Here is an 18,628-nt window from a genome sequence, read left to right as displayed (position 1 = left end):
AAATAAGGGACGGGGTAAGTTCCCCGCCCCTTTTACCCTCTTTTATTATAGAGGTTCATTGGTAATTAAGCTATAATTTCGGGATTACAAGCCCGTTTTGTACATATGAAGCGCAAGGTCGATACAACGTCCTGAGTAACCAGATTCGTTATCGTACCAAGAAAGAACTTTAACCATGTTATCGCCAACCATCATTGTTGAAAGACCATCGATCGTCGCTGAAGCCGTGTTACCGTTATAATCTCTAGATACAAGCGGTAGTTCACTGTACTCCATGAAGCCTTTTAGTTCGTTTTCTGATGCTTCTTTTAATGCATTGTTTACTTCTTCAACAGTTACGTCTTTTTCAAGATGAGCAACTAAATCGATTAACGAAACGTTTGGTGTTGGAACGCGGATTGCCATTCCATCAATTTTGCCTTCTAACTCTGGCAATACTTTTGCAACTGCTAAAGCTGCACCAGTTGTTGTCGGAATCATTGATTCTGCAGCTGCACGCGCACGACGGAAATCGCTATGCGGAGAGTCTAAAAGAATTTGATCATTTGTGTAAGAATGGATTGTCGTCATCATTGCGTGTTTGATGCCGAAACGTTCGTTCAATACTTTTGCCATTCCTGCAAGACCGTTTGTTGTACATGAAGCGTTAGAAATAACGTTATGCTCTTTCGGGTCATAAGTTTCATGGTTTACACCCATAACAAGCGTCTTCATGCCATTTTTACCTGGAGCCGATACGATTACTTTTTTCGCGCCAGCTTCGATGTGTTTAGAAGCAGATGCAGAATCTGTGAAGAATCCAGTAGATTCAACAACGATGTCTATGCCGTGCTCGCCCCAAGGAAGGTTCGCTGGATCTTTTTCAGAAAATACGCGGATTGTTTTGCCGTTAACAACGATGTTTTCGCCGTCAACTGAAACTTCAGCATCTAAAATTCCGTGTACAGAATCGTATTTCAGAAGATGTGCAAGCATTTTTGCGTCTGTTAAATCGTTTACTGCTACTACTTCTACTTCGTCATTTGTTAAAGCTTCACGAAACACAATACGTCCAATACGTCCAAATCCGTTAATTGCTAATTTTAAAGTCATTTATAATTCCTCCAATTTTTTAGTAAGTTCAATAATTTTTCGTGCAGCACCCTCGTCTGTGATCAACACTGTCGGACTGGCTGCATTTTTAGCATACGACAAAATCGCTCTTGCTTTAGATTCGCCACCTGCAACTGCTAAAACCATTTTCGCTTTTTGTACCTGCTTTAATTGAATGCCCGCTGTACGGATGCGATAAACAATTTTTCCGTCTTTATCGAAATAATAGCCGAAAGCCTCACTCACCGCTCCGCCTGAACGAATCTTTTCAACTTCTTCTAATGAAGAGTGCCGGCGAACCGCCATCTCTTCTGCGTCGCCGATTCCATGAACAACAACATTTGTTTGATCATACAAGTCCATCATTTCTTTAATAACTGGCTCTTTCATCATCATCTCAAAAGCCTCTGCGCTTAAGTGATCCGGTAAATAGAGTGTTTTAAAAGAACCGCCTGTTTTTTCTGCAAATGCTGCTGCAATGGTATTGGCTTGATGCAAAACATCTTCTCCAAGTCCACCACGTGCTGCGATAAATTGAAGCGCTCGATCAGATTTACCGACCGATAATTCTTTTGAAATGGCGGCCATTGTGCTGCCACCAGTTACAGCAATTTTTTTATAGCGACCAAATACTGTTTCAAGTAACTTGGCTGCTTCTTTACCTATGTGGGATTTCACAGCTGGAATCTCGTCAGAATTTTGAGGCAAGATGATAACTTTTGAGATTCCTAAAGTCGATTGCAATTGCACTTCCATGTCTGTCAGTCCAGATATTTCACGAATAAAAACTTTTAGCCTATCTAGTACTTCTAATCCTTGCGAAGTAACTTTCATACCTGCCGTCTTCATCTCGATCAATTGCTGATTTCTCAATAAATCTGTTTCTTTTCTGATTTCACGTTCTGTTCCTCCGGCAACTTCACATAAGGTTCGTCTGCCAATTGGTTGTTCTAAACTAATTATTTGTAAAATTTGATAACGTTTTTTAAGGAGTTCGGACATTTCTGGCAACAGCTTTTGCTGAGCTACAGATAATGCATCCATAAATTCACTCCGTTCTAGCTGGACGATAATAGTCCCACTAATTATTTTTCTGTCCCACTAAATTCATTCTACCTAATCTTTCTTTTAATTGCAAATAAAAAGAAGCGTTAATTTTCTAACGCTTCTACCAAATCTATATAACCAATATTGCCATATACTATTATTTCTCCGTCTTTTTCTAATACGGGAATCATTAATGCATATTTTTCGTGTAAAGCATCATCACTCTCGATATCTATTTCTTTATAAGGTATCGGAATATCTTCATTGACAAGTTGTATCATTAGCTTTGCTTCATCACAAAGCGGACAGTTCGCACGTGTATATAAAGTAAACATATTTTCTCACCTCTTAACTTTTCACTATATGGGCTATCCTTTGTACTTCTACTATAAGTATACGCATTACTCGACATATTTTCTTTTAAACAAAAATGACTCTGCGCACCATATAAGGTATGCAGAGTCATTTAAATTTAGAATGCCCTCGGAAGGAATCGAACCTCCATTTCAAGAACCGGAATCTTACGTGTGATCCATTACACTACGAGGGCGTTTTCGCTATTTGCGACTTTTCTATTATACGAAAATATTATAACTTAATCAAGCCGCTATTTTTAATTCGTTAGATTTGACCTTCATTGACCATGATGTGTATGATAATAGTACAGCTGGGAGAACTTTCAGCATTGTTTGCAAATCACTTAATCGAGGAGGAACTATTTTATGAACTTAATTCCTACAGTAATTGAACAAACTAGCCGAGGCGAACGTGCTTATGATATTTACTCACGTTTGCTAAAAGACCGCGTCATTATGCTGGGTAGCGCGATTGACGATAATGTTGCAAACTCAATTGTTGCACAGCTTCTATTCTTAGAAGCAGAAGATCCAGATAAGGATATTTCAATCTATATTAACAGCCCGGGTGGTAGTATCACAGCTGGTATGGCAATTTATGATACGATGCAATTTATCCGTCCAGATGTTCAAACAATCTGTATCGGTATGGCAGCTTCAATGGGAGCTTTCCTTCTTGCAGCCGGAACAAAAGGCAAACGTCTTGCGCTCCCAAATGCTGAAGTGATGATTCACCAACCACTTGGTGGAGCACAGGGACAAGCTACTGAAATCGAAATTGCTGCAAAACGCATTCTACATCTTCGTGAGAAGTTAAACCAAATTCTTTCTGAACGTACTGGTCAACCAATTGATGTAATCGCAAAAGACACAGACCGCGATAACTTTATGACAGCTGAACGTGCGCTTGAATATGGTTTAATTGACCAAGTAATCACACGCAGCAAATTACCTGAAAATCACAAAAAAGATATGTAAAAAAATCACAGCCTTCACGGCTGTGATTTTTTTATGTTTGGAGTAGCTTTTATCCAATAGCTTTTAAAGCTTACACTTCTTGTTCCATAATTTGCGCTAAAGATTCAACTGCTTTTTCCTCATCTAACCCATCAGCAGAAACGATGACATCAATTCCTTTACTGATTGCTAAACTCATGACGCCCATGATACTTTTCGCATTAACTTTTTTTTTGTCTTTTTCTAAGTAAATATCTGCACTATAACGATTCGCTTCTTGCACGAATAAAGCAGCTTGCCTTGCTTGAAGACCTGTTTTCAGCATCACTTTCACCTGTTTTTCAACCATACTGATCCTCCTCTATAACTTAACTAGCTTCTATATGAAAGAACAGCCAATCGTTAGCGGCCGATCATTTCTCCATTTCTCAATGATGTTGCAATTTCATCAATTTTTCGGAGCCGGTGATTGACACCTGATTTACTCACTGTTCCACCAGAGACCATCTCGCCTAGCTCTTTCAATGTTACATCTTGATACTCTACACGAAGTCGAGCAATTTCACGTAATCTTTCAGGCAGTTGGTCGATTCCAATTGCCTGATCAATAAAACGAATATTTTCTACTTGGCGCAAAGCAGCATCGATGGTCTTATTCAAGTTTGCGGTTTCACAATTGACTAACCGATTGACACTATTGCGCATGTCCCGAATAATTCGAACATCTTCAAATTTCAAGAGAGCAGAATGTGCACCTGTGATACTTAAAAAGTCAGCAATTTTTTCGGCTTCTTTCAAATAAGTGACAAAGCCTTTTTTTCGTTCAATCGTTTTACTGTTTAAGCGAAATTTATTCATCAACTCAACTAAAGAGTCTGCATGGTCTTTGTAGAGTGAGTAGATTTCTAAATGATAAGAAGAAGTTTCAGGATTGTTAACAGACCCACCTGCCAAAAATGCGCCTCTCAAATAAGATCGTTTGCAACAATCCTTTTCGATTAAACTTTTAACAATTTGATGCTGAAACTGAAATCCTTCAGTTAAAATTTCTAAGTCTTCAAGAATTTGCTTAGCTCCTTCACGGATACGGCAAATGTAGATATTGTTTTTTTTCAAACGCATTTTCTTTCTGACAAGTAACTCTACAGGGTAGGCTTTGTAAAAACGTTTTAATAAGGTGTAGATACGGCGTGCAATTGCGGCGTTCTCCGTTTGGATATCCAGGCTCAATTGCCTGTTGGAAAACGATAACGTGCCATTCATCCGGATCATTGCAGATAGTTCAGACTTACCGCAACAATCATCGATTTCTATTTGTGTCATTTCTTTCTTTGTTTCGGATGCAAAAGACAAAATTCGTTCCCCCTTTCAAAGCATTAAAAATAGAGCTGCTTCGAATCTTCACTGGCATGGCCATCAGCATATTCAAATAGCCATTCTGCGACTTTTGTCGGTTCGTGACGTACCGTTTCACCAGAAATATTGGCAATGTCTTTTCGATAAACTTCAAGACCCATTCTCTTCAAGCGCTCTTCGTCATACTCAACTGGCCAGGCTTGTTCTTTTTCATAACGTTCAGCAACGGTTTCTGGCATTTGTACTTTATCAAGCAAAATGGCGTCTAGGAAACTTTCTCCTACATGATCATACAATGCTTTCACATGATCAGATGCCGTATATTTATAAGTTTCACCAGCTTGCGTCATTAAATTGCAAATGTAAATTTTTTTTGCTTTCGCAGCAATTATCGCCTTTTTTATATCTTTCACTAATAAATTAGGCAAAATACTAGTATATAAAGAACCAGGGCCAACAACAATGACATCTGCATTTTCAATCGCTGCGATAGTTGCTGGTAATGCTTTCACATCATAAGGTTCGATAAAAACCCGTTTGATTGGCTGTAAATAAGCAGGTATTTTAGATTCCCCTTCAATAATCGTGCCATCTTCTAATTCTGCACTCAACGTAACAATTTGGTTAGCTGCTGGTAAAACGGTACCATTGACACTTAATACGCGACTCATTTCTTGAACTGCATGCGAGAAATCTCCTGTAATGTCGGTCAAAGCTGCCAGCATTAAATTCCCCAACGAATGTCCTTCAAGATCTAAAGAATGCTTAAAGCGGTATTGGAACATTTCAGCAACTAATGGTTCCGTGTCTGATAATGCTGCCATAACGTTTCGGATATCTCCTGGTGGAGGAATATCTAAATCGTCACGCAAACGTCCTGAACTCCCACCATCGTCAGCAACTGTAACGATAGCCGTCAAATCTAACGGGTATAATTTTAATCCCCGCAATAAAGTAGAAAGTCCGGTTCCACCGCCTAAAATGACGACTCTTTTCCGGTGCTGGTTACGTTCCATGCGCTCATTCCTTTCTGATTTTTACATCTCTATGCGTAACAATAACTTTATTATTTTCCGCGAGGAGTTTACCGTAGTATTCAGCCAACGTAACCGAACGATGCTGACCTCCTGTACAACCAAATGCGATAACAAGTTGTGCTTTTCCCTCACGTTTATATTGTGGAATCATAAATTGCAATAAATCTGTCAGCTTTTCAATAAGTGTCTGAGTTTCTTGCCATTTTAGTACGTAACTCGACACTCGATTATCAAGTCCTGTTAATGGTTTTAACTCTTCAATGTAATAAGGATTTGGCAAAAAGCGAACGTCAAACACCAAATCAGCGTCGATTGGCATGCCATGTTTAAATCCAAAAGAAACTACATTTACGGTAAAGACATTGCTTGTCTTTGTTGAAAAATCAGAGGTGATTCGTTCTTTTAACTGACGAGGCGTCATGTTGGTTGTATTGTATATATGTTGTGCTCGTCCTTGAAGATCGCTTAACATATCGCGTTCTTTTTTTATACCGCCTAATACGAGTCCGCCAGGTGACAATGGATGAGACCTTCTTGACTCTTTGTAACGACTCACCAATGATTCATTTTCAGCATCTAAGAATAAAATGGTGATAGAAACTTTTGGTTCTTTCGACAAATCATCAATTGCATCGACTAAACTATCGAAAAAGTCCCCACCGCGCAAATCCATTACTGCGGCTACACGCTTTACCGATTTCCCAGAATCTCTCATCAGCTTAAGAAAAGTAGGTAATAATGTGGGGGGTAAGTTATCGATTGTAAAGAACCCTAAATCTTCGAAACTTTGAATAGCCACTGTTTTTCCTGCACCCGACATTCCTGTAATAATGATTAACTCGGTTTCTTCTATATGATTATTCATTAAGATGATTCACCTCTTCATTTGATGATTGGATGTTCTCTTTAATCAATTGAAATTCCGGGGTGTAATAAAATGTTCCGTACTGAACCCCTTGCTGATTAGCAGCAAATTGCAAGTTCGTCCGGTCGCCTTCTGCCATAGGCAAAGTTGCCAACGCTTCTACTGGATGCCATTCTAATATACCTTCCGCCGTTTCTTTAAATAGTTCCCCTGTTAAGTGATTCGCGGCAAATGTAAACAACATCCACTCGTCCACTGTTTTTTCTTGTTCTTGAATCATCATTGTGTAAACGCCTTTTAAATGTGTACCGATAGGCGTTGCATTGGTTTCTTCTGTAAACTCACGAACTGCCGCCTCGAAAATCGATTCGCCAGACTCCATTTTACCGCCCGGCGCTACGTACCAATCACGTCGTGGTTTTTTTAATAATAATACTTGCCCATTTTTAATAACTAGTAAATTCGCGATTCGCTGCACATTCGACACTCCGCATCTATTGTAAACTCTCTTCATTATACATCTATCCTGGCGTGTCGTGCAAAGGAATGAAAAAAAAGGCCATCTTTCGATTTTCTCGAAAGATGGCCTATCAAATATTCTTTTAAAAAGGGGGTCAATTTACTCTTCTTATTATATAGAGACACTATGACAAGTGCGTTACAAAACGATTAAGAAACAATTAAGCTTCCGTTTTCATGCTTATTTTTTCTACTAGTTCTTCAATATAATGTTGAGCTGCTTGTGCGGCAATACTACCATCACCTGTCGCAGTAACTACTTGGCGCAATGTTTTTTCACGAACATCGCCTGCAGCATAAATTCCTGGTACAGAAGTTTCCATTTTTTCGTTGGTTAAAATATATCCTTCAGCATTTAAAATTCCTAACTCAGCAAATGGCTTTGTTAAAGGAAGCATGCCGATATATATAAAGACACCGTCTGTTTTAAATTCTTTTTCAGAACCGTCTTCAGTAGACACTAATGTCACTGCACCTACTTTGCCATTGCCATCATCGTGGACTTCCTTAACCGTAGTGTTCCAAATAAAATCGATTTTATCATTGGCAAAAGCGCGATCTTGAAGAATTTTTTGTGCACGTAGCTCATCACGTCTGTGAACAATTGTTACTTTGCTTGCAAAACGAGTCAAGTAAACTCCTTCTTCAACTGCTGAGTCTCCACCGCCGACAACAACCAATTCTTTTTGTTTAAAGAAAGCACCATCACATACGGCGCAATAGCTGACTCCACGGCCACCTAATTCTGTTTCACCCGGGATACCCATTTTTTTGTATTCAGCACCCGTTGTAACAATAATCGCACGCGCTTTATATTCTTTAGATCCAGCTTTTAGAGTTTTAAATTCTTCTCCATCAATAATCTCAGTTACATCTCCGTATGCATATTCAGCACCGAATTTTTTTGCATGGTCAAACATTTTCGTTGAAATATCTGGACCCAAAATGTGTTCAAATCCTGGATAGTTTTCGATTTCTTCTGTGTTGGCCATTTGACCTCCAGGAATACCACGCTCGAGCATTAAAGTAGTCAAGTTTGAACGAGAAGTATAAACAGCGGCAGTCATGCCTGCTGGTCCTGCTCCAATAATTATTACATCATAAATTTTAGTTGTTTCAGTCATATTAATAGGCCTCCTATTTCTTCAGTAGCTAAATCGTATAAGATTCCAGCTAAAGCTTCAACTTTTATGCCTACAGCTCCGTATTAGGTAAGTAGGTTGACATGTCGTTTACATACTTGGTTAATGTAGAGACTGAGATTCCAAAGTCGTCTGCCAATTGTTTTTTAGTTATTTTTACATGATTGGCTGATTTCACCATAAATTCGACAGCTGCCGCTAAAGCGCTTGGATTTTTGAATGTATAATTTTCATCAAATGCTTTTTCAAGCAATAAGAACCACAAATTGAAAACTTCTACTCGCTTCTCGGTTACCATTTCGTCTATTCCATATAGCAGCTCCGCGACTTCCATTGCACGCATAAATGCCTGTTCCGCCGGTATTTCTTTTTTAAAAGGATGTCCAAGTGCGTAACCTAAAACAAAGGTTTCAAGAACAGATGGTTGGTCGGACGCTAACCAGTTCGGATGAGAAATGATTTCTTGCTTATGAGCTGATTTTCCTAATAAAAATAAACCAAAGAGACGTTCACTTTTTTTCGTATGATCTAGCTTTTTTACCAAATAATCTCGGTCGTGTTCAAGCGCATCTGCATGCGGCATAGATGAATGCTCGTTCCACGGTGCGTAGCCATCTTTATCCGGATCCATTTTCTTCAACTGGTCCCATGCTTGTCTTGATGCTTCTTCATGTCCTGAATGATAAGCTGCATGCGACAACCAAAAATAAAATGCTGCATCACCTTCAAATCCACGTTTTTGCAAACTCTTTAACCACCGGTATGCTTCTTTGTATTTCCCTACTAGCGCAAATGTTGCACCTAATTTATATCGTTGTTCAAATACATACGGTTGAATTTTTTTCAGAAGTTCGAGAATATCATCTAATTCTGCATTCTTTTCGTAATAATGAAACACGGCTAAATTACAAAGAGCATGCAAATTGCCTGTATTTCTTCTCAAAACATCATGAAGCAAGGCTTTAGCCATTTCAGCTTCCCCGATATAAAAGTATGCTAACGCTAAATTATTGCAGGCACCCCAAAAATCAGGTTTTTCTTCGATCAATTTTTCAAGTAGTTCAATAGCGCTTTTAAAATCACCCTGTTCCATCATGCGCCGTGCTTTTTCTTGTTGATAATGGGATTCGCTCCCTTGCGTTTCCCCATCTTCATCAAAAGATTGCCACTCTTCTTGTTCTGCAAAATCAATAATGCTCAATGCTTCAGCTGCATATTCACCTTTTGTTTCAAAAACTAAGTATTGTTTGGCATAGTTTTGCGCATCCCAAAACAAGCCCATATGTGCATGGACTTCAGCAAGGAAAAATAAAATGTTTGGATCTTTCGCATCCAATTCATGAGCAGCATGAAGGACATCCGTAGCTTGTTCGAATTCGTGCATCTCCATCAACACAATGCCGTATTGCGTCAATATATTCGAATCTCTCGGACTCAGCTCAGTAGCACGTCGTAAATACTTATGAGCTTTAGGATAGTTTTCACGCTGAAGTTCTTTCATCGCTTTTCTATAATAAAATTCGCCTGTCGGTAGAAAAGACAGTATGTTCTTATCGTTTCTTTTTTTATTCTCCAAAATATGCCTCCGAAAAAGTAAAAGAGACGATTAAAATCGTCTCCAAACTCAAATATGCTGTAATTATAGCATATTCTCCTATTATTTACTTGTCCATTTTCGTTGTATGTCGCTCTTTCAATACATCCACAACTTGGTTAAAGCTTACTTTTTGTTCCTGCAGTAACACCAAAAGATGGTACAACAAATCGGCAGCTTCCATTGATAATTCTTCAGCATCGCGATTTTTAGCAGCGATGATCACTTCCGCTGCTTCTTCTCCTACTTTTTTACAAATTTTATCAACGCCTTCATTAAATAAATACGTTGTATAAGCACCTTCAGGCATTTCAGTTTCACGTGTTTCGATCAATGCTGCTAATTGCGCAATCATATCTCCTGATGACTCGTTCGATTCACCGTGAATCGTTTCAAAAAAGCAGCTGTTTTTTCCTGTGTGACAAGCTGGTCCGTTTGGAACCACTTCATAAATTAATGAATCGCCATCGCAATCTAATTGAATGGCTGTTACTTTTTGTGTATTGCCACTCGTCGCGCCTTTGTTCCATAACTCACTGCGGCTTCTTGAATAAAGCCACGTTTCATTGGTAGCCATCGTTTTTTGGACAGCTTCTTCATTTGCATAAGCGAGTGTTAATACTTCTTTTGTTATAGCATGTTGAATAATGACGGGAATTAGCCCGTTCTGGTCATATTGAATCGTAGTCATCGGACATTCACTCCCTCTTTCCGTAAATAATCTTTTACTTCGGCAACACTCGTTTCTTTATAATGAAAAATCGAAGCAGCTAATGCTGCGTCAGCGTCTACTCTTTTAAATACTTCGTCAAAATGTTCTTTATTTCCTGCTCCACCGCTAGCAATAACCGGTACTTCTACCGCTTCGCGTACAGCTCGGGTCAATTCCAGATCAAACCCATCTTTAGACCCGTCTTTGTCCATACTTGTTAGCAGCAATTCACCTGCGCCAAGTTCAACACATTTTTTTGCCCATTCAACAGCTGACCATTCGGTTTTGTTGCGCCCCCCGTGTGTGTATACATCCCAGTTATCACCATTTTTCTTAGCGTCGATTGCTACAACGATACATTGAGATCCAAAAAAATCGGCCCCTTCTTTGATGAGTTCGGGGCGATCGAGTGCCGCCGTGTTTAACGATACTTTATCAGCGCCAGCACGCAATAAACGTTTCATATCCTCTAAACTGCGAATTCCACCACCTACAGTAAATGGAATTGATAATTCCGTTGCGACGATTTTCACCACTTCGATCATGGTTTCTTTTCCTTCATGAGACGCTGAAATGTCCAAAAAGACCAGTTCGTCCGCGCCTTGTTTATCGTAAAATCGAGCCAGTTCAACCGGATCTCCTGCATCACGTAACTCCACAAAGCTAACGCCCTTAACGACACGCCCTTCTTTTACATCTAAACATGGAATAATGCGTTTTGTCAGCATGACAATGCCTCCTCCAGTGTAAAGCGGTTTTCATACAAAGCTTTGCCGATAATAACACCTGCAATATTGCTTTTTTCAGATGCTTTTTTAACGTTTTTCACATCTTCCAGTGACCCAATGCCACCTGAGACAATAACTTGTGCACGATCAGATTTAGCTAAAGTACGGTTTGCTTCAATATTTGGTCCAGCAAGTGTTCCATCCGTAGCAATATCGGTGTAAATAAAATGCTTTGCTCCCTTAGCAGCAAAATAATCCGCTACTTCTGTTGCTGCTTGCCCTGATGTTTCAATCCAACCTTCTGTTGCTGCCATGCCATTTTTAGCGTCTATGCCGATGACAATTTGTTCAGCTCCAAATTCTTCGATAAACGACACCGCAAGTTCTGGATTACGAATCGCGAGACTGCCAATAATGACACGTGCTACACCATTAGACAAATAATGTTCAATATCTTCACGCGTTCGAATGCCCCCGCCTACTTGAACTTTTGCACTCAGTTTTGCAGCTTCAATTACCACTTGGTCGTTTATACGAACACCATCTTTTGCTCCGTCCAAATCGACCATATGTATCCACTGTGCCCCAGCATCGACAAATTTTTTCGCCATATCAACTGGCGAATCTCCATAGATGGTTTCTTGTGCATAATCCCCTTGAAACAACCGGACACATTTACCATTCCGCAAATCAATCGCGGGGTAAATTTGGAAATTAGTCATTCGAGTTCCTCCTAACGTTTGCAATCCATTGTTCTAATAAATAATGACCAAAATCGCCGGATTTTTCCGGATGGAATTGCATGCCTGTAATTAGCCCAGAACCGACTACTCCTGGTACATCCAGTTCGCCATAGCTCGCCGTTGCTAAAACTTCTTGTTCATTTGTATTCACAGCTAAAAATGAATGAACAAAATACACATGTGTATCGCTTAATACGTCATCTAACCAATAAGGAATGTGCGAAAACTCAAGACGATTCCAACCCATATGTGGGATTCGGTAAGTACCTTTTTCAAAACGACGGATTTGCCCATCGAGTAAGCCTAAGCCTTTTGTTGGTTTTACTTCAGAGCTATCTTCATACAACAATTGCATACCAAGACAAATTCCAAGAAGCGGAATATTTTTCGCAGGCAATGATTGGATAAATTCCGATAATCCTTTTTGATTTAATAATTCCATAGCGTCTGGAAAAGCTCCTACTCCAGGGAGCAAGATTCCTTCTGCTCTTCCTAAAACAACCGGATCATCTGAGACAATCACAGTGCATTCCAGCTTTTTCAATGCCTGCTCGACGCTAAACAAATTACCCATGCCATAATCGATGATACCAATGATCATGTTAGCAACCCCTTTGTTGACGGTACACCTTTTACTCTCGGGTCGATTGTTGTTGCTTCATCAAGCGCACGTGCTAATGCTTTGAATATCGCTTCGATAATGTGATGTGTGTTTTTGCCGTAGTGGACAATTACGTGAACATTCATACGTGATTCGAGTGCGAATTTCCATAGAAATTCCTCGACGAGTTCAGTATCAAATGATCCTACTTTTTCACTCAACGGCTGGCTGCGAAGTTCGAGGTGCGGACGGTTTGAACAATCGATAACAACTTGCGCTAACGCATCATCCATAGGTACAAATGCATTGCCGTATCGACGTATGCCTTTTTTATCACCAAGCGCTTCTTTTACAGCTTGCCCTAAAACTATGCCAATATCTTCTGTCGTGTGGTGGTCGTCGATATGAGTATCCCCGTCTGCTTGTATGTCCCCATCAAACAAACCGTGCTTAATAAACAAATCTAACATATGATCCATGAACGGTACGCCTGTATCAATAACCGATTTGCCTTCTCCATCTAATGAAAACTTAACAGCAATCTTAGTTTCATTGGTATTTCGTTTAATTTCAGCTTTTCTCATTGCTCATTCCCCTTTTCCCACGACCGTGATTCAACTGCACGCGCATGTCCCTCTAATCCTTCAAGACGTGCCAAGCGAGCGATTTTTTCTTTATTATTTTGCCATGCTTTTTCGCTATAGCGAATAATACTTGTTCGTTTGATAAAGTCATAGACCGATAATGCACTTGAAAAGCGTGCCGTGCTGTTTGTTGGCAATACGTGATTGGTGCCGGCAAAATAATCACCAATCGGTTCGGACGAATAACGACCGATAAAAATCGCACCCGCATGGCGAATTTTCTCTGCAATCGCTTCAGCATCTTCTGTCATAATCTCTAAATGTTCAGGAGCTAATTGATCTGAAGCTCTAATCAATTCCTCCATGGTGTCACCAATATAAATCATGCTGTGATTTTCAATTGCTGGGCTTGCAATAGCTTCACGAGGCAATGTTGCAAGCTGCTGTTCAACTTGTTTGGAAACAGCTGCTGCTAATTTTTCACTGGTAGTCAATAATACAGCACTTGCCAGTGGATCATGTTCTGCTTGTGACAATAAGTCTGCTGCCACTTCATCAGCATAAGCTGTGTCATCTGCAATTATTGCAATTTCACTCGGGCCAGCAATCATATCAATGGCTACATCTCCATTAACTTCTCGCTTAGCAAGCGCAACGAAAATATTGCCGGGTCCCGTAATTTTATCAACCGGTGCAATCGATTCAGTTCCATAAGCTAATGCCGCAATGGCTTGTGCACCGCCAGACTTATAGACTTCCTTAATCCCGAGAATATGAGCTGCTACGAGAACTCCATCAGACAATGTTCCGTCTTTACTCGGTGGCGAGATTAAAACAATACGTGAAACCCCAGCTACTTGTGCCGGAATAACATTCATCAACACAGATGAAGGATAAGCAGCCGTGCCGCCTGGTACGTATAGTCCAGCTGACTCAATTGCCGTCACACGCTGTGCAACATACGAGCCATCTTCGTTATCTAGTCGATAACCTTGTTGTTGCTGACTTTCATGGTAGTTACGAATATTTGCCGCAGCTTCAGATAAGTCAGCTAACAATTGAGAGTCAAAACGTTCTACCGCTCGCGCAATTTCTTCTTTTGTAACGCGTAAAGAAGTTAATTTTGCGCCATCCCATTTTTCTGTGAAACGGAACATCGCTTTGTCCCCGTAATCTCTCACTTCTTGAATAATCGTTCTAACCGCAGTTACTTGTTGTTCGGTGCCTTCTGCTATGGTTCTTCTAATAGAGATTCCTGAAGAAAGACGAGTCACTTTCATAAAATTGCCTGCTTTCTCAGTCTTTCTACTAGATCTGTAATGCGTTTTTGCTTTAACCGATAACTAACGGGATTCGCAATTAAACGCGATGTAATATCGACGATTTTTTCATATTCAACTAAGCCATTTTCACTTAAGGTTTTGCCTGTAGAAACGATATCTACAATTCGATCAGCTAAACCGATCATTGGCGCAAGTTCGATCGAACCATTCAAGTCAATAATTTCCACTTGTTCGCCTTTGCCACGATAGTATTGAGATGCTACTTTCGGGTATTTTGTGGCAACGCGAGGAGATACTTTATTCATTAGCGTATCAGGCATACCTGCAGTCGCGATATAGCAACGGCTAATGCCAAGGTCAAGCAATTCATAGACATCACATTCAAGTTCTAGCATAACGTCTTTACCCGCGATGCCGATATCTGCGACACCATGTTCTACATAAACCGGAACATCCATTGGTTTCGAAAGAATAAATCGGATATTTTCATTGGGCGCTTCGACGATCAACTTCCGTGAATCATCAAGTTCTTTTGGCAAATCATAGCCAGCTTTTACTAATAATTCATAAGCTTCTTCAAATATTCTTCCTTTAGGCATTGCTATTGTTAATGCATCCATTACTTAGCACCTTCCAATCGTAGAACCTTGCTGAAATGTTTGCTAAATTCATCAGTGGCCTTGACCGCTGGTGCAAATTGCAATGTGACACGAATGCCACGTTCGCGCAGATTTTGCGCTTCTTCAAACGCTTGGTCTTCATGCTGTTCATCAAACAAGACCAATGTATGTTCTTCTTTTTCTGAAACAGGCGGCATGATTTCTAACAGTCTATCAACACGTAATCCAAATCCAGTTGCCCCGACTTCGAGTCCGAATTGTTTCATCAATCCATCATAACGTCCACCATTACCAAGCGGAAATCCACTACCGGCAGCATATACTTCAAATACAACTCCGGTATAATACGTCATGTGGCTGCTGAACGACAAATCATAAGTAATTGCTTCTGATAATCCACTGTCTGCTAATATTTTCTTTAGTTTTTTCATTTCTGCATACAATGCCGTTTGTTTTGCGTTATGTGGGTCAACCCATTGCTGCCATTCTTCGACAGTTGTCGTTGAAATCAAGCCAATAAACGACTCCATTCTTGATGATTCAATAGGTAATTCTTTTGCTAAGGTTTCAAATCCAACGCTATTTTTTGAAACAAATGCGCCACGTACTTGTTCAATCTGCTCTTGGCTTAATCCGAAATCTTCAAGAATCAACTGCAATAATTGAGTGTGACCGATTACGAATCGATTCGACTCTATGTTCAAGCTTTTTAAGATATTACCTGCCAGAATAATCACTTCTGCATCAGCATAAAGTGAATCATCCCCGATCAATTCTACGCCCATTTGTTCGAATTCAGCCGGTCGCCCGCCTTCTCGTTTTTGAGCGCGAAAAACATTTGAATAATACCCTAGTCTTACAGGCATCTTTTCTTTTAATAATTTAGATGCTGCAACCCGTGCGATGGGTGAAGTCATATCTGGTCTTAAAACTAGCGTTTCTCCTTGGCTGTCTAATAGTTTAAACAATGCATTGTCTGCGATTGCTGAAATTTTACCAATCGTTTCGTAATATTCTAATGTTGGAGTCTGTAGTAAGTCATAACCTGCTTGCTGAATAATATTGGTTCCACTTGTACGGAGCTCTGCTTTCTTTTTTGCGATAAATGGAAAATCATCTCTCATGCCTAATGGTTTTTCAAACATTTGTATAGTCATCATAAAACTCCCTAATATTGGTTATTTTACTTTATCTCGCTAATGTGGTGAAGTAAAACTATTTTATCTCATATTTCCGTCTATCGTCAAGAGATATACTCGAAAAAAATCCTGAAAACACTAGGTGCTTTCAGGATTTTGCTTGTCGCTCTGCCATTTGTTCAGCTGTAAAGATAACGCTCATCGGATTTCCACCGACAAAAGCTCCAGCTGGCACATCTTTATGGACGAGCGTGGCAGCGGAAACAATTGCGTCGTTTCCAATCGTAATGCCGGGCAAAATCGTGGTATTTGCACCGATCATGACGCGGTCTCCGATGACCACATCGCCGAGCCGGTATTCATCTATTAAATATTCATGTGCAAGAATCGTCGTATTGTAACCAATTACTGAGTTTTCTCCAACTGTGATTTTTTCAGGAAACATAACATCTGGCATGACCATTAAGGCAAAAGAAGAATGTTTGCCGATTTTCATTTTCAAAAAAGTTTTATACAGCCAATTTTTCATTGGCAAAAACGGCGTATATCTAGCCGTTTGAATGACCAAAAAATTTTTCGCAACTTTCAAGAACGGCACCGTTTTGTAAATGTGCCAAAGTGAATTTGGACCTTCGACAAAATGGCGTTGTGTTCTTCTCATTTTACTGCCTCTTTCGTCAATGTAAGTAAATCACTTATATGTTTCAGCATATAATCTGGCTTAAAACTTGCTAAGTAGTCTTCGCCTTTTGCAGCCCAAGCCACTCCTGCCGTCCGAACTCCTGCATTTTTCCCGCCTTCAATGTCGTGAGAATTATCACCAATCATCAATGCTTCTTCAGGGGATGAACTTAATTGTGTCAAAGCCAGCTGTAAAGGCTCTGGATGTGGTTTCGGATTCGTTACATGATCCAAACCTACTATTACATCAAATACATCAGCAACGTCCATTAACGCAAGTCCGTGAAGAATCGTCTGGCTTATTTTTGTCGAAACAATCGCCATTTTCAAGCCTTGCGCTTTCAAAAGACGTAGCGTCTCTACTACCCCGTCATATTCTTCAACTAATTCATCGTGCATGGCACGATTAAAAACACGATACTCAGCTATTAGCTCTTCCACGCGACTAGGATCAATTGATTCAAATGTTTGCTTTAATGAGGGGCCGATAAAATGTAGGGCATCTTCTCGGTTAAAGCGGCCTGGATAATGTTTGTCTAGTACTGCCAAGAATGATTGGATAATCAGTTCATTTGTATCTATTAATGTCCCGTCAAAATCGAATAATAAGGTATTGATTTTTTTCTCTGTCATGTAGATAACACTTCCTTTTGTTTTGCTTCTGCTTTACGCCACATATAAGAAACAAAAATAGTCAGCCCTAGCGCGGTAACCACACGTATTGCGAGCAATGGCCATATCGGGATTCCTAACGGGATAAAGATCAACGTATCTTCAACAACAGCGTGACAAGCGACTAGGAAAATAAACACCAAAGTTGCGTCTTTTTTGCTTACACCATCTTCTTGTACAGCTTGAATCATTACACCTGCCCCCATCGCTAGTCCAAAGACAAGTCCGGAAGCTAAAGTTAATGAAGCATTTTTCTGAACGCCTAATAGTCGAGTTAAAGGTCCTAACGTATCAGATATCTTTTGAAGGTATTTTTTGTCTTTTAAAATCTGAATCATAATCATTAATGGGATGACAATCATCGCTAATTGCAAAACACCGAACGATGCTTTCTCAAGACCGATTAACAAAATTCCCATCCAACTTTCAGGAGCAGCAGAAATTTCAGGAGCAAAACCGTATTTAGCTACTTCTCCCCCACCTTGCCAGAACAAGTTGATGATGATACCAGATAGTGCAGCTAATCCGAAACGAACAACTAGCACGACCCACAACTTAACACCGACCTTTAATGCCACACCTGTTTCGATAAAGATATTATGTGAAAAGGATAACATAACGGCCAAAATAAACACTTCTTTGACCGTCAATTCTAATGACAAAATTCCGGCGATTCCGGCATACAAATTAAGCGCGTTTCCAAGAACCAATGGAATTGCAGCATCGCCACTTAAGCCGAACAAGCCCATAATCGGTGCGATTAAATCAATAATAAAAGGCAAGACCGGTGTATATTGAAGCATGGTCACGAGCAAAGTAATAGGGAAAATGATTTTCCCTAATGACCAAGTCGTTTTCAACCCTGCCTTCAATCCATTTTTCAATGTCGTCATCTGATCG

The 18,628-nt window shown here is 40.0% G+C and carries 22 protein-coding genes and 1 tRNA gene; 1 reads left to right on the top strand and 22 read right to left on the bottom strand.

The features are described 5' to 3' along the window. Window positions 1-84 precede the first annotated feature (84 nt). The 4 genes from gap to PLANO_RS04680 form a co-directional block, all read right to left on the bottom strand. Window positions 85-1,092, bottom strand: a complete 1,008-nt coding sequence (gap, locus tag PLANO_RS04695; protein ID WP_038703344.1) for a type I glyceraldehyde-3-phosphate dehydrogenase — start codon at window positions 1,090-1,092, stop codon at window positions 85-87. Then, a complete protein-coding gene (locus PLANO_RS04690; RefSeq protein WP_038703343.1) occupies window positions 1,093-2,136 on the bottom strand; it encodes a sugar-binding transcriptional regulator in 1,044 nt (347 codons plus the stop codon). It lies immediately after the preceding gene. Window positions 2,137-2,243: 107 nt separating this feature from the next. Further along, complete coding sequence (locus PLANO_RS04685) at window positions 2,244-2,474, bottom strand: glutaredoxin family protein (protein WP_038703342.1); 231 nt, start codon at window positions 2,472-2,474, stop codon at window positions 2,244-2,246. A gap of 143 nt (window positions 2,475-2,617) precedes the next feature. After that, window positions 2,618-2,689: transfer RNA gene (locus PLANO_RS04680), tRNA-Arg, on the bottom strand. Between the two features lie 172 nt (window positions 2,690-2,861). Here PLANO_RS04680 and clpP point away from each other — a divergent pair. Next, a complete protein-coding gene (gene clpP / locus PLANO_RS04675; RefSeq protein ID WP_008429555.1) occupies window positions 2,862-3,473 on the top strand; it encodes an ATP-dependent Clp endopeptidase proteolytic subunit ClpP in 612 nt (203 codons plus the stop codon). 70 nt (window positions 3,474-3,543) lie between these two features. Here clpP and PLANO_RS04670 read toward each other — a convergent pair whose 3' ends face one another. From PLANO_RS04670 to PLANO_RS04585, 18 genes are all read right to left on the bottom strand, one after another. Beyond that, on the bottom strand, window positions 3,544-3,801 hold the full coding sequence (locus tag PLANO_RS04670) for an HPr family phosphocarrier protein (RefSeq protein WP_038703341.1): 258 nt from the start codon (window positions 3,799-3,801) through the stop codon (window positions 3,544-3,546). Between the two features lie 53 nt (window positions 3,802-3,854). Next, window positions 3,855-4,805 (bottom strand): DNA-binding protein WhiA, encoded by a 951-nt coding sequence (whiA, locus tag PLANO_RS04665; RefSeq protein WP_038703340.1) that lies wholly within the window; start codon window positions 4,803-4,805, stop codon window positions 3,855-3,857. Window positions 4,806-4,828: 23 nt separating this feature from the next. Beyond that, entirely contained in the window at window positions 4,829-5,824 is a 996-nt protein-coding gene (locus PLANO_RS04660; protein ID WP_038703339.1) for a gluconeogenesis factor YvcK family protein, read from the bottom strand. 4 nt (window positions 5,825-5,828) lie between these two features. Then, window positions 5,829-6,710, bottom strand: coding sequence for an RNase adapter RapZ (rapZ, locus tag PLANO_RS04655; protein ID WP_038703338.1), 882 nt, complete (start codon window positions 6,708-6,710; stop codon window positions 5,829-5,831). Beyond that, window positions 6,703-7,188, bottom strand: a complete 486-nt coding sequence (locus PLANO_RS04650) for an 8-oxo-dGTP diphosphatase (RefSeq protein WP_038703337.1) — start codon at window positions 7,186-7,188, stop codon at window positions 6,703-6,705. The genes rapZ and PLANO_RS04650 overlap by 8 nt, the downstream gene beginning before the upstream one ends. Window positions 7,189-7,390: 202 nt before the next feature. Further along, on the bottom strand, window positions 7,391-8,353 hold the full coding sequence (gene trxB / locus PLANO_RS04645; protein WP_038703336.1) for a thioredoxin-disulfide reductase: 963 nt from the start codon (window positions 8,351-8,353) through the stop codon (window positions 7,391-7,393). 70 nt (window positions 8,354-8,423) lie between these two features. Next, window positions 8,424-9,947 carry a tetratricopeptide repeat protein gene (locus tag PLANO_RS04640; protein WP_038703335.1) on the bottom strand — a complete coding sequence of 508 codons (1,524 nt, stop codon included), beginning with the start codon at window positions 9,945-9,947 and terminating at the stop codon, window positions 8,424-8,426. Window positions 9,948-10,032: 85 nt separating this feature from the next. Continuing rightward, complete coding sequence (hisIE, locus tag PLANO_RS04635; protein ID WP_038703334.1) at window positions 10,033-10,656, bottom strand: bifunctional phosphoribosyl-AMP cyclohydrolase/phosphoribosyl-ATP diphosphatase HisIE; 624 nt, start codon at window positions 10,654-10,656, stop codon at window positions 10,033-10,035. Further along, window positions 10,653-11,405: an imidazole glycerol phosphate synthase subunit HisF gene (hisF, locus tag PLANO_RS04630; RefSeq protein WP_038703333.1), complete on the bottom strand. Its 753-nt coding sequence runs from the start codon at window positions 11,403-11,405 to the stop codon at window positions 10,653-10,655. The genes hisIE and hisF overlap by 4 nt, the downstream gene beginning before the upstream one ends. After that, complete coding sequence (gene hisA, locus PLANO_RS04625; protein WP_038703332.1) at window positions 11,399-12,127, bottom strand: 1-(5-phosphoribosyl)-5-[(5-phosphoribosylamino)methylideneamino]imidazole-4-carboxamide isomerase; 729 nt, start codon at window positions 12,125-12,127, stop codon at window positions 11,399-11,401. Before hisA ends, hisF begins: the two co-directional genes overlap by 7 nt. Beyond that, the gene (gene hisH, locus PLANO_RS04620; RefSeq protein ID WP_038703331.1) at window positions 12,120-12,749 is read right to left on the bottom strand and encodes an imidazole glycerol phosphate synthase subunit HisH; all 630 of its coding nucleotides are present in this window, start codon (window positions 12,747-12,749) and stop codon (window positions 12,120-12,122) included. Before hisH ends, hisA begins: the two co-directional genes overlap by 8 nt. Continuing rightward, window positions 12,746-13,333, bottom strand: a complete 588-nt coding sequence (gene hisB, locus PLANO_RS04615; RefSeq protein WP_038703330.1) for an imidazoleglycerol-phosphate dehydratase HisB — start codon at window positions 13,331-13,333, stop codon at window positions 12,746-12,748. The genes hisH and hisB overlap by 4 nt, the downstream gene beginning before the upstream one ends. Then, complete coding sequence (hisD, locus tag PLANO_RS04610; RefSeq protein ID WP_038703329.1) at window positions 13,330-14,613, bottom strand: histidinol dehydrogenase; 1,284 nt, start codon at window positions 14,611-14,613, stop codon at window positions 13,330-13,332. The genes hisB and hisD overlap by 4 nt, the downstream gene beginning before the upstream one ends. Beyond that, a complete protein-coding gene (hisG, locus tag PLANO_RS04605) occupies window positions 14,610-15,236 on the bottom strand; it encodes an ATP phosphoribosyltransferase (protein ID WP_038703327.1) in 627 nt (208 codons plus the stop codon). Before hisG ends, hisD begins: the two co-directional genes overlap by 4 nt. Continuing rightward, window positions 15,236-16,393, bottom strand: a complete 1,158-nt coding sequence (gene hisZ / locus PLANO_RS04600) for an ATP phosphoribosyltransferase regulatory subunit (RefSeq protein ID WP_038703326.1) — start codon at window positions 16,391-16,393, stop codon at window positions 15,236-15,238. The genes hisG and hisZ overlap by 1 nt, the downstream gene beginning before the upstream one ends. Before the next feature lie 130 nt (window positions 16,394-16,523). Next, complete coding sequence (locus PLANO_RS04595) at window positions 16,524-17,036, bottom strand: acyltransferase (protein ID WP_038703325.1); 513 nt, start codon at window positions 17,034-17,036, stop codon at window positions 16,524-16,526. Further along, a complete protein-coding gene (gene ppaX, locus PLANO_RS04590) occupies window positions 17,033-17,689 on the bottom strand; it encodes a pyrophosphatase PpaX (RefSeq protein ID WP_038703324.1) in 657 nt (218 codons plus the stop codon). Before ppaX ends, PLANO_RS04595 begins: the two co-directional genes overlap by 4 nt. After that, the gene (locus PLANO_RS04585) at window positions 17,686-18,621 is read right to left on the bottom strand and encodes a nucleoside recognition domain-containing protein (protein WP_038703323.1); all 936 of its coding nucleotides are present in this window, start codon (window positions 18,619-18,621) and stop codon (window positions 17,686-17,688) included. Before PLANO_RS04585 ends, ppaX begins: the two co-directional genes overlap by 4 nt. Between the last annotated feature and the right edge of the window lie 7 nt (window positions 18,622-18,628).

It is taken from the genome of Planococcus sp. PAMC 21323 (assembly GCF_000785555.1).
Classification (GTDB): Bacteria; Bacillota; Bacilli; order Bacillales_A; family Planococcaceae; genus Planococcus.
Note: the sequence above shows the minus strand (reverse complement) of the source record. Positions and strands in the feature narration are given on the sequence as shown.

Bases quoted from the DNA above. Each gene is read 5' to 3' on its own strand.
- hisA (WP_038703332.1), bottom strand. From the start codon at position 12,127: ATGACTAATTTCCAAATTTACCCCGCGATTGATTTGCGGAATGGTAAA.
- ppaX (WP_038703324.1), bottom strand. From the start codon at position 17,689: ATGACAGAGAAAAAAATCAATACCTTATTATTCGATTTTGACGGGACA.
- hisH (WP_038703331.1), bottom strand. From the start codon at position 12,749: ATGATCATTGGTATCATCGATTATGGCATGGGTAATTTGTTTAGCGTC.
- PLANO_RS04670 (WP_038703341.1), bottom strand. From the start codon at position 3,801: ATGGTTGAAAAACAGGTGAAAGTGATGCTGAAAACAGGTCTTCAAGCA.
- PLANO_RS04585 (WP_038703323.1), bottom strand. From the start codon at position 18,621: ATGACGACATTGAAAAATGGATTGAAGGCAGGGTTGAAAACGACTTGG.
- hisIE (WP_038703334.1), bottom strand. From the start codon at position 10,656: ATGACTACGATTCAATATGACCAGAACGGGCTAATTCCCGTCATTATT.
- PLANO_RS04685 (WP_038703342.1), bottom strand. From the start codon at position 2,474: ATGTTTACTTTATATACACGTGCGAACTGTCCGCTTTGTGATGAAGCA.
- hisF (WP_038703333.1), bottom strand. From the start codon at position 11,405: ATGCTGACAAAACGCATTATTCCATGTTTAGATGTAAAAGAAGGGCGT.
- clpP (WP_008429555.1), top strand. From the start codon at position 2,862: ATGAACTTAATTCCTACAGTAATTGAACAAACTAGCCGAGGCGAACGT.
- trxB (WP_038703336.1), bottom strand. From the start codon at position 8,353: ATGACTGAAACAACTAAAATTTATGATGTAATAATTATTGGAGCAGGA.
- hisG (WP_038703327.1), bottom strand. From the start codon at position 15,236: ATGGATGCATTAACAATAGCAATGCCTAAAGGAAGAATATTTGAAGAA.
- gap (WP_038703344.1), bottom strand. From the start codon at position 1,092: ATGACTTTAAAATTAGCAATTAACGGATTTGGACGTATTGGACGTATT.
- PLANO_RS04595 (WP_038703325.1), bottom strand. From the start codon at position 17,036: ATGAGAAGAACACAACGCCATTTTGTCGAAGGTCCAAATTCACTTTGG.
- hisZ (WP_038703326.1), bottom strand. From the start codon at position 16,393: ATGACTATACAAATGTTTGAAAAACCATTAGGCATGAGAGATGATTTT.
- hisB (WP_038703330.1), bottom strand. From the start codon at position 13,333: ATGAGAAAAGCTGAAATTAAACGAAATACCAATGAAACTAAGATTGCT.
- rapZ (WP_038703338.1), bottom strand. From the start codon at position 6,710: ATGAATAATCATATAGAAGAAACCGAGTTAATCATTATTACAGGAATG.
- hisD (WP_038703329.1), bottom strand. From the start codon at position 14,613: ATGAAAGTGACTCGTCTTTCTTCAGGAATCTCTATTAGAAGAACCATA.
- PLANO_RS04660 (WP_038703339.1), bottom strand. From the start codon at position 5,824: ATGGAACGTAACCAGCACCGGAAAAGAGTCGTCATTTTAGGCGGTGGA.
- PLANO_RS04690 (WP_038703343.1), bottom strand. From the start codon at position 2,136: ATGGATGCATTATCTGTAGCTCAGCAAAAGCTGTTGCCAGAAATGTCC.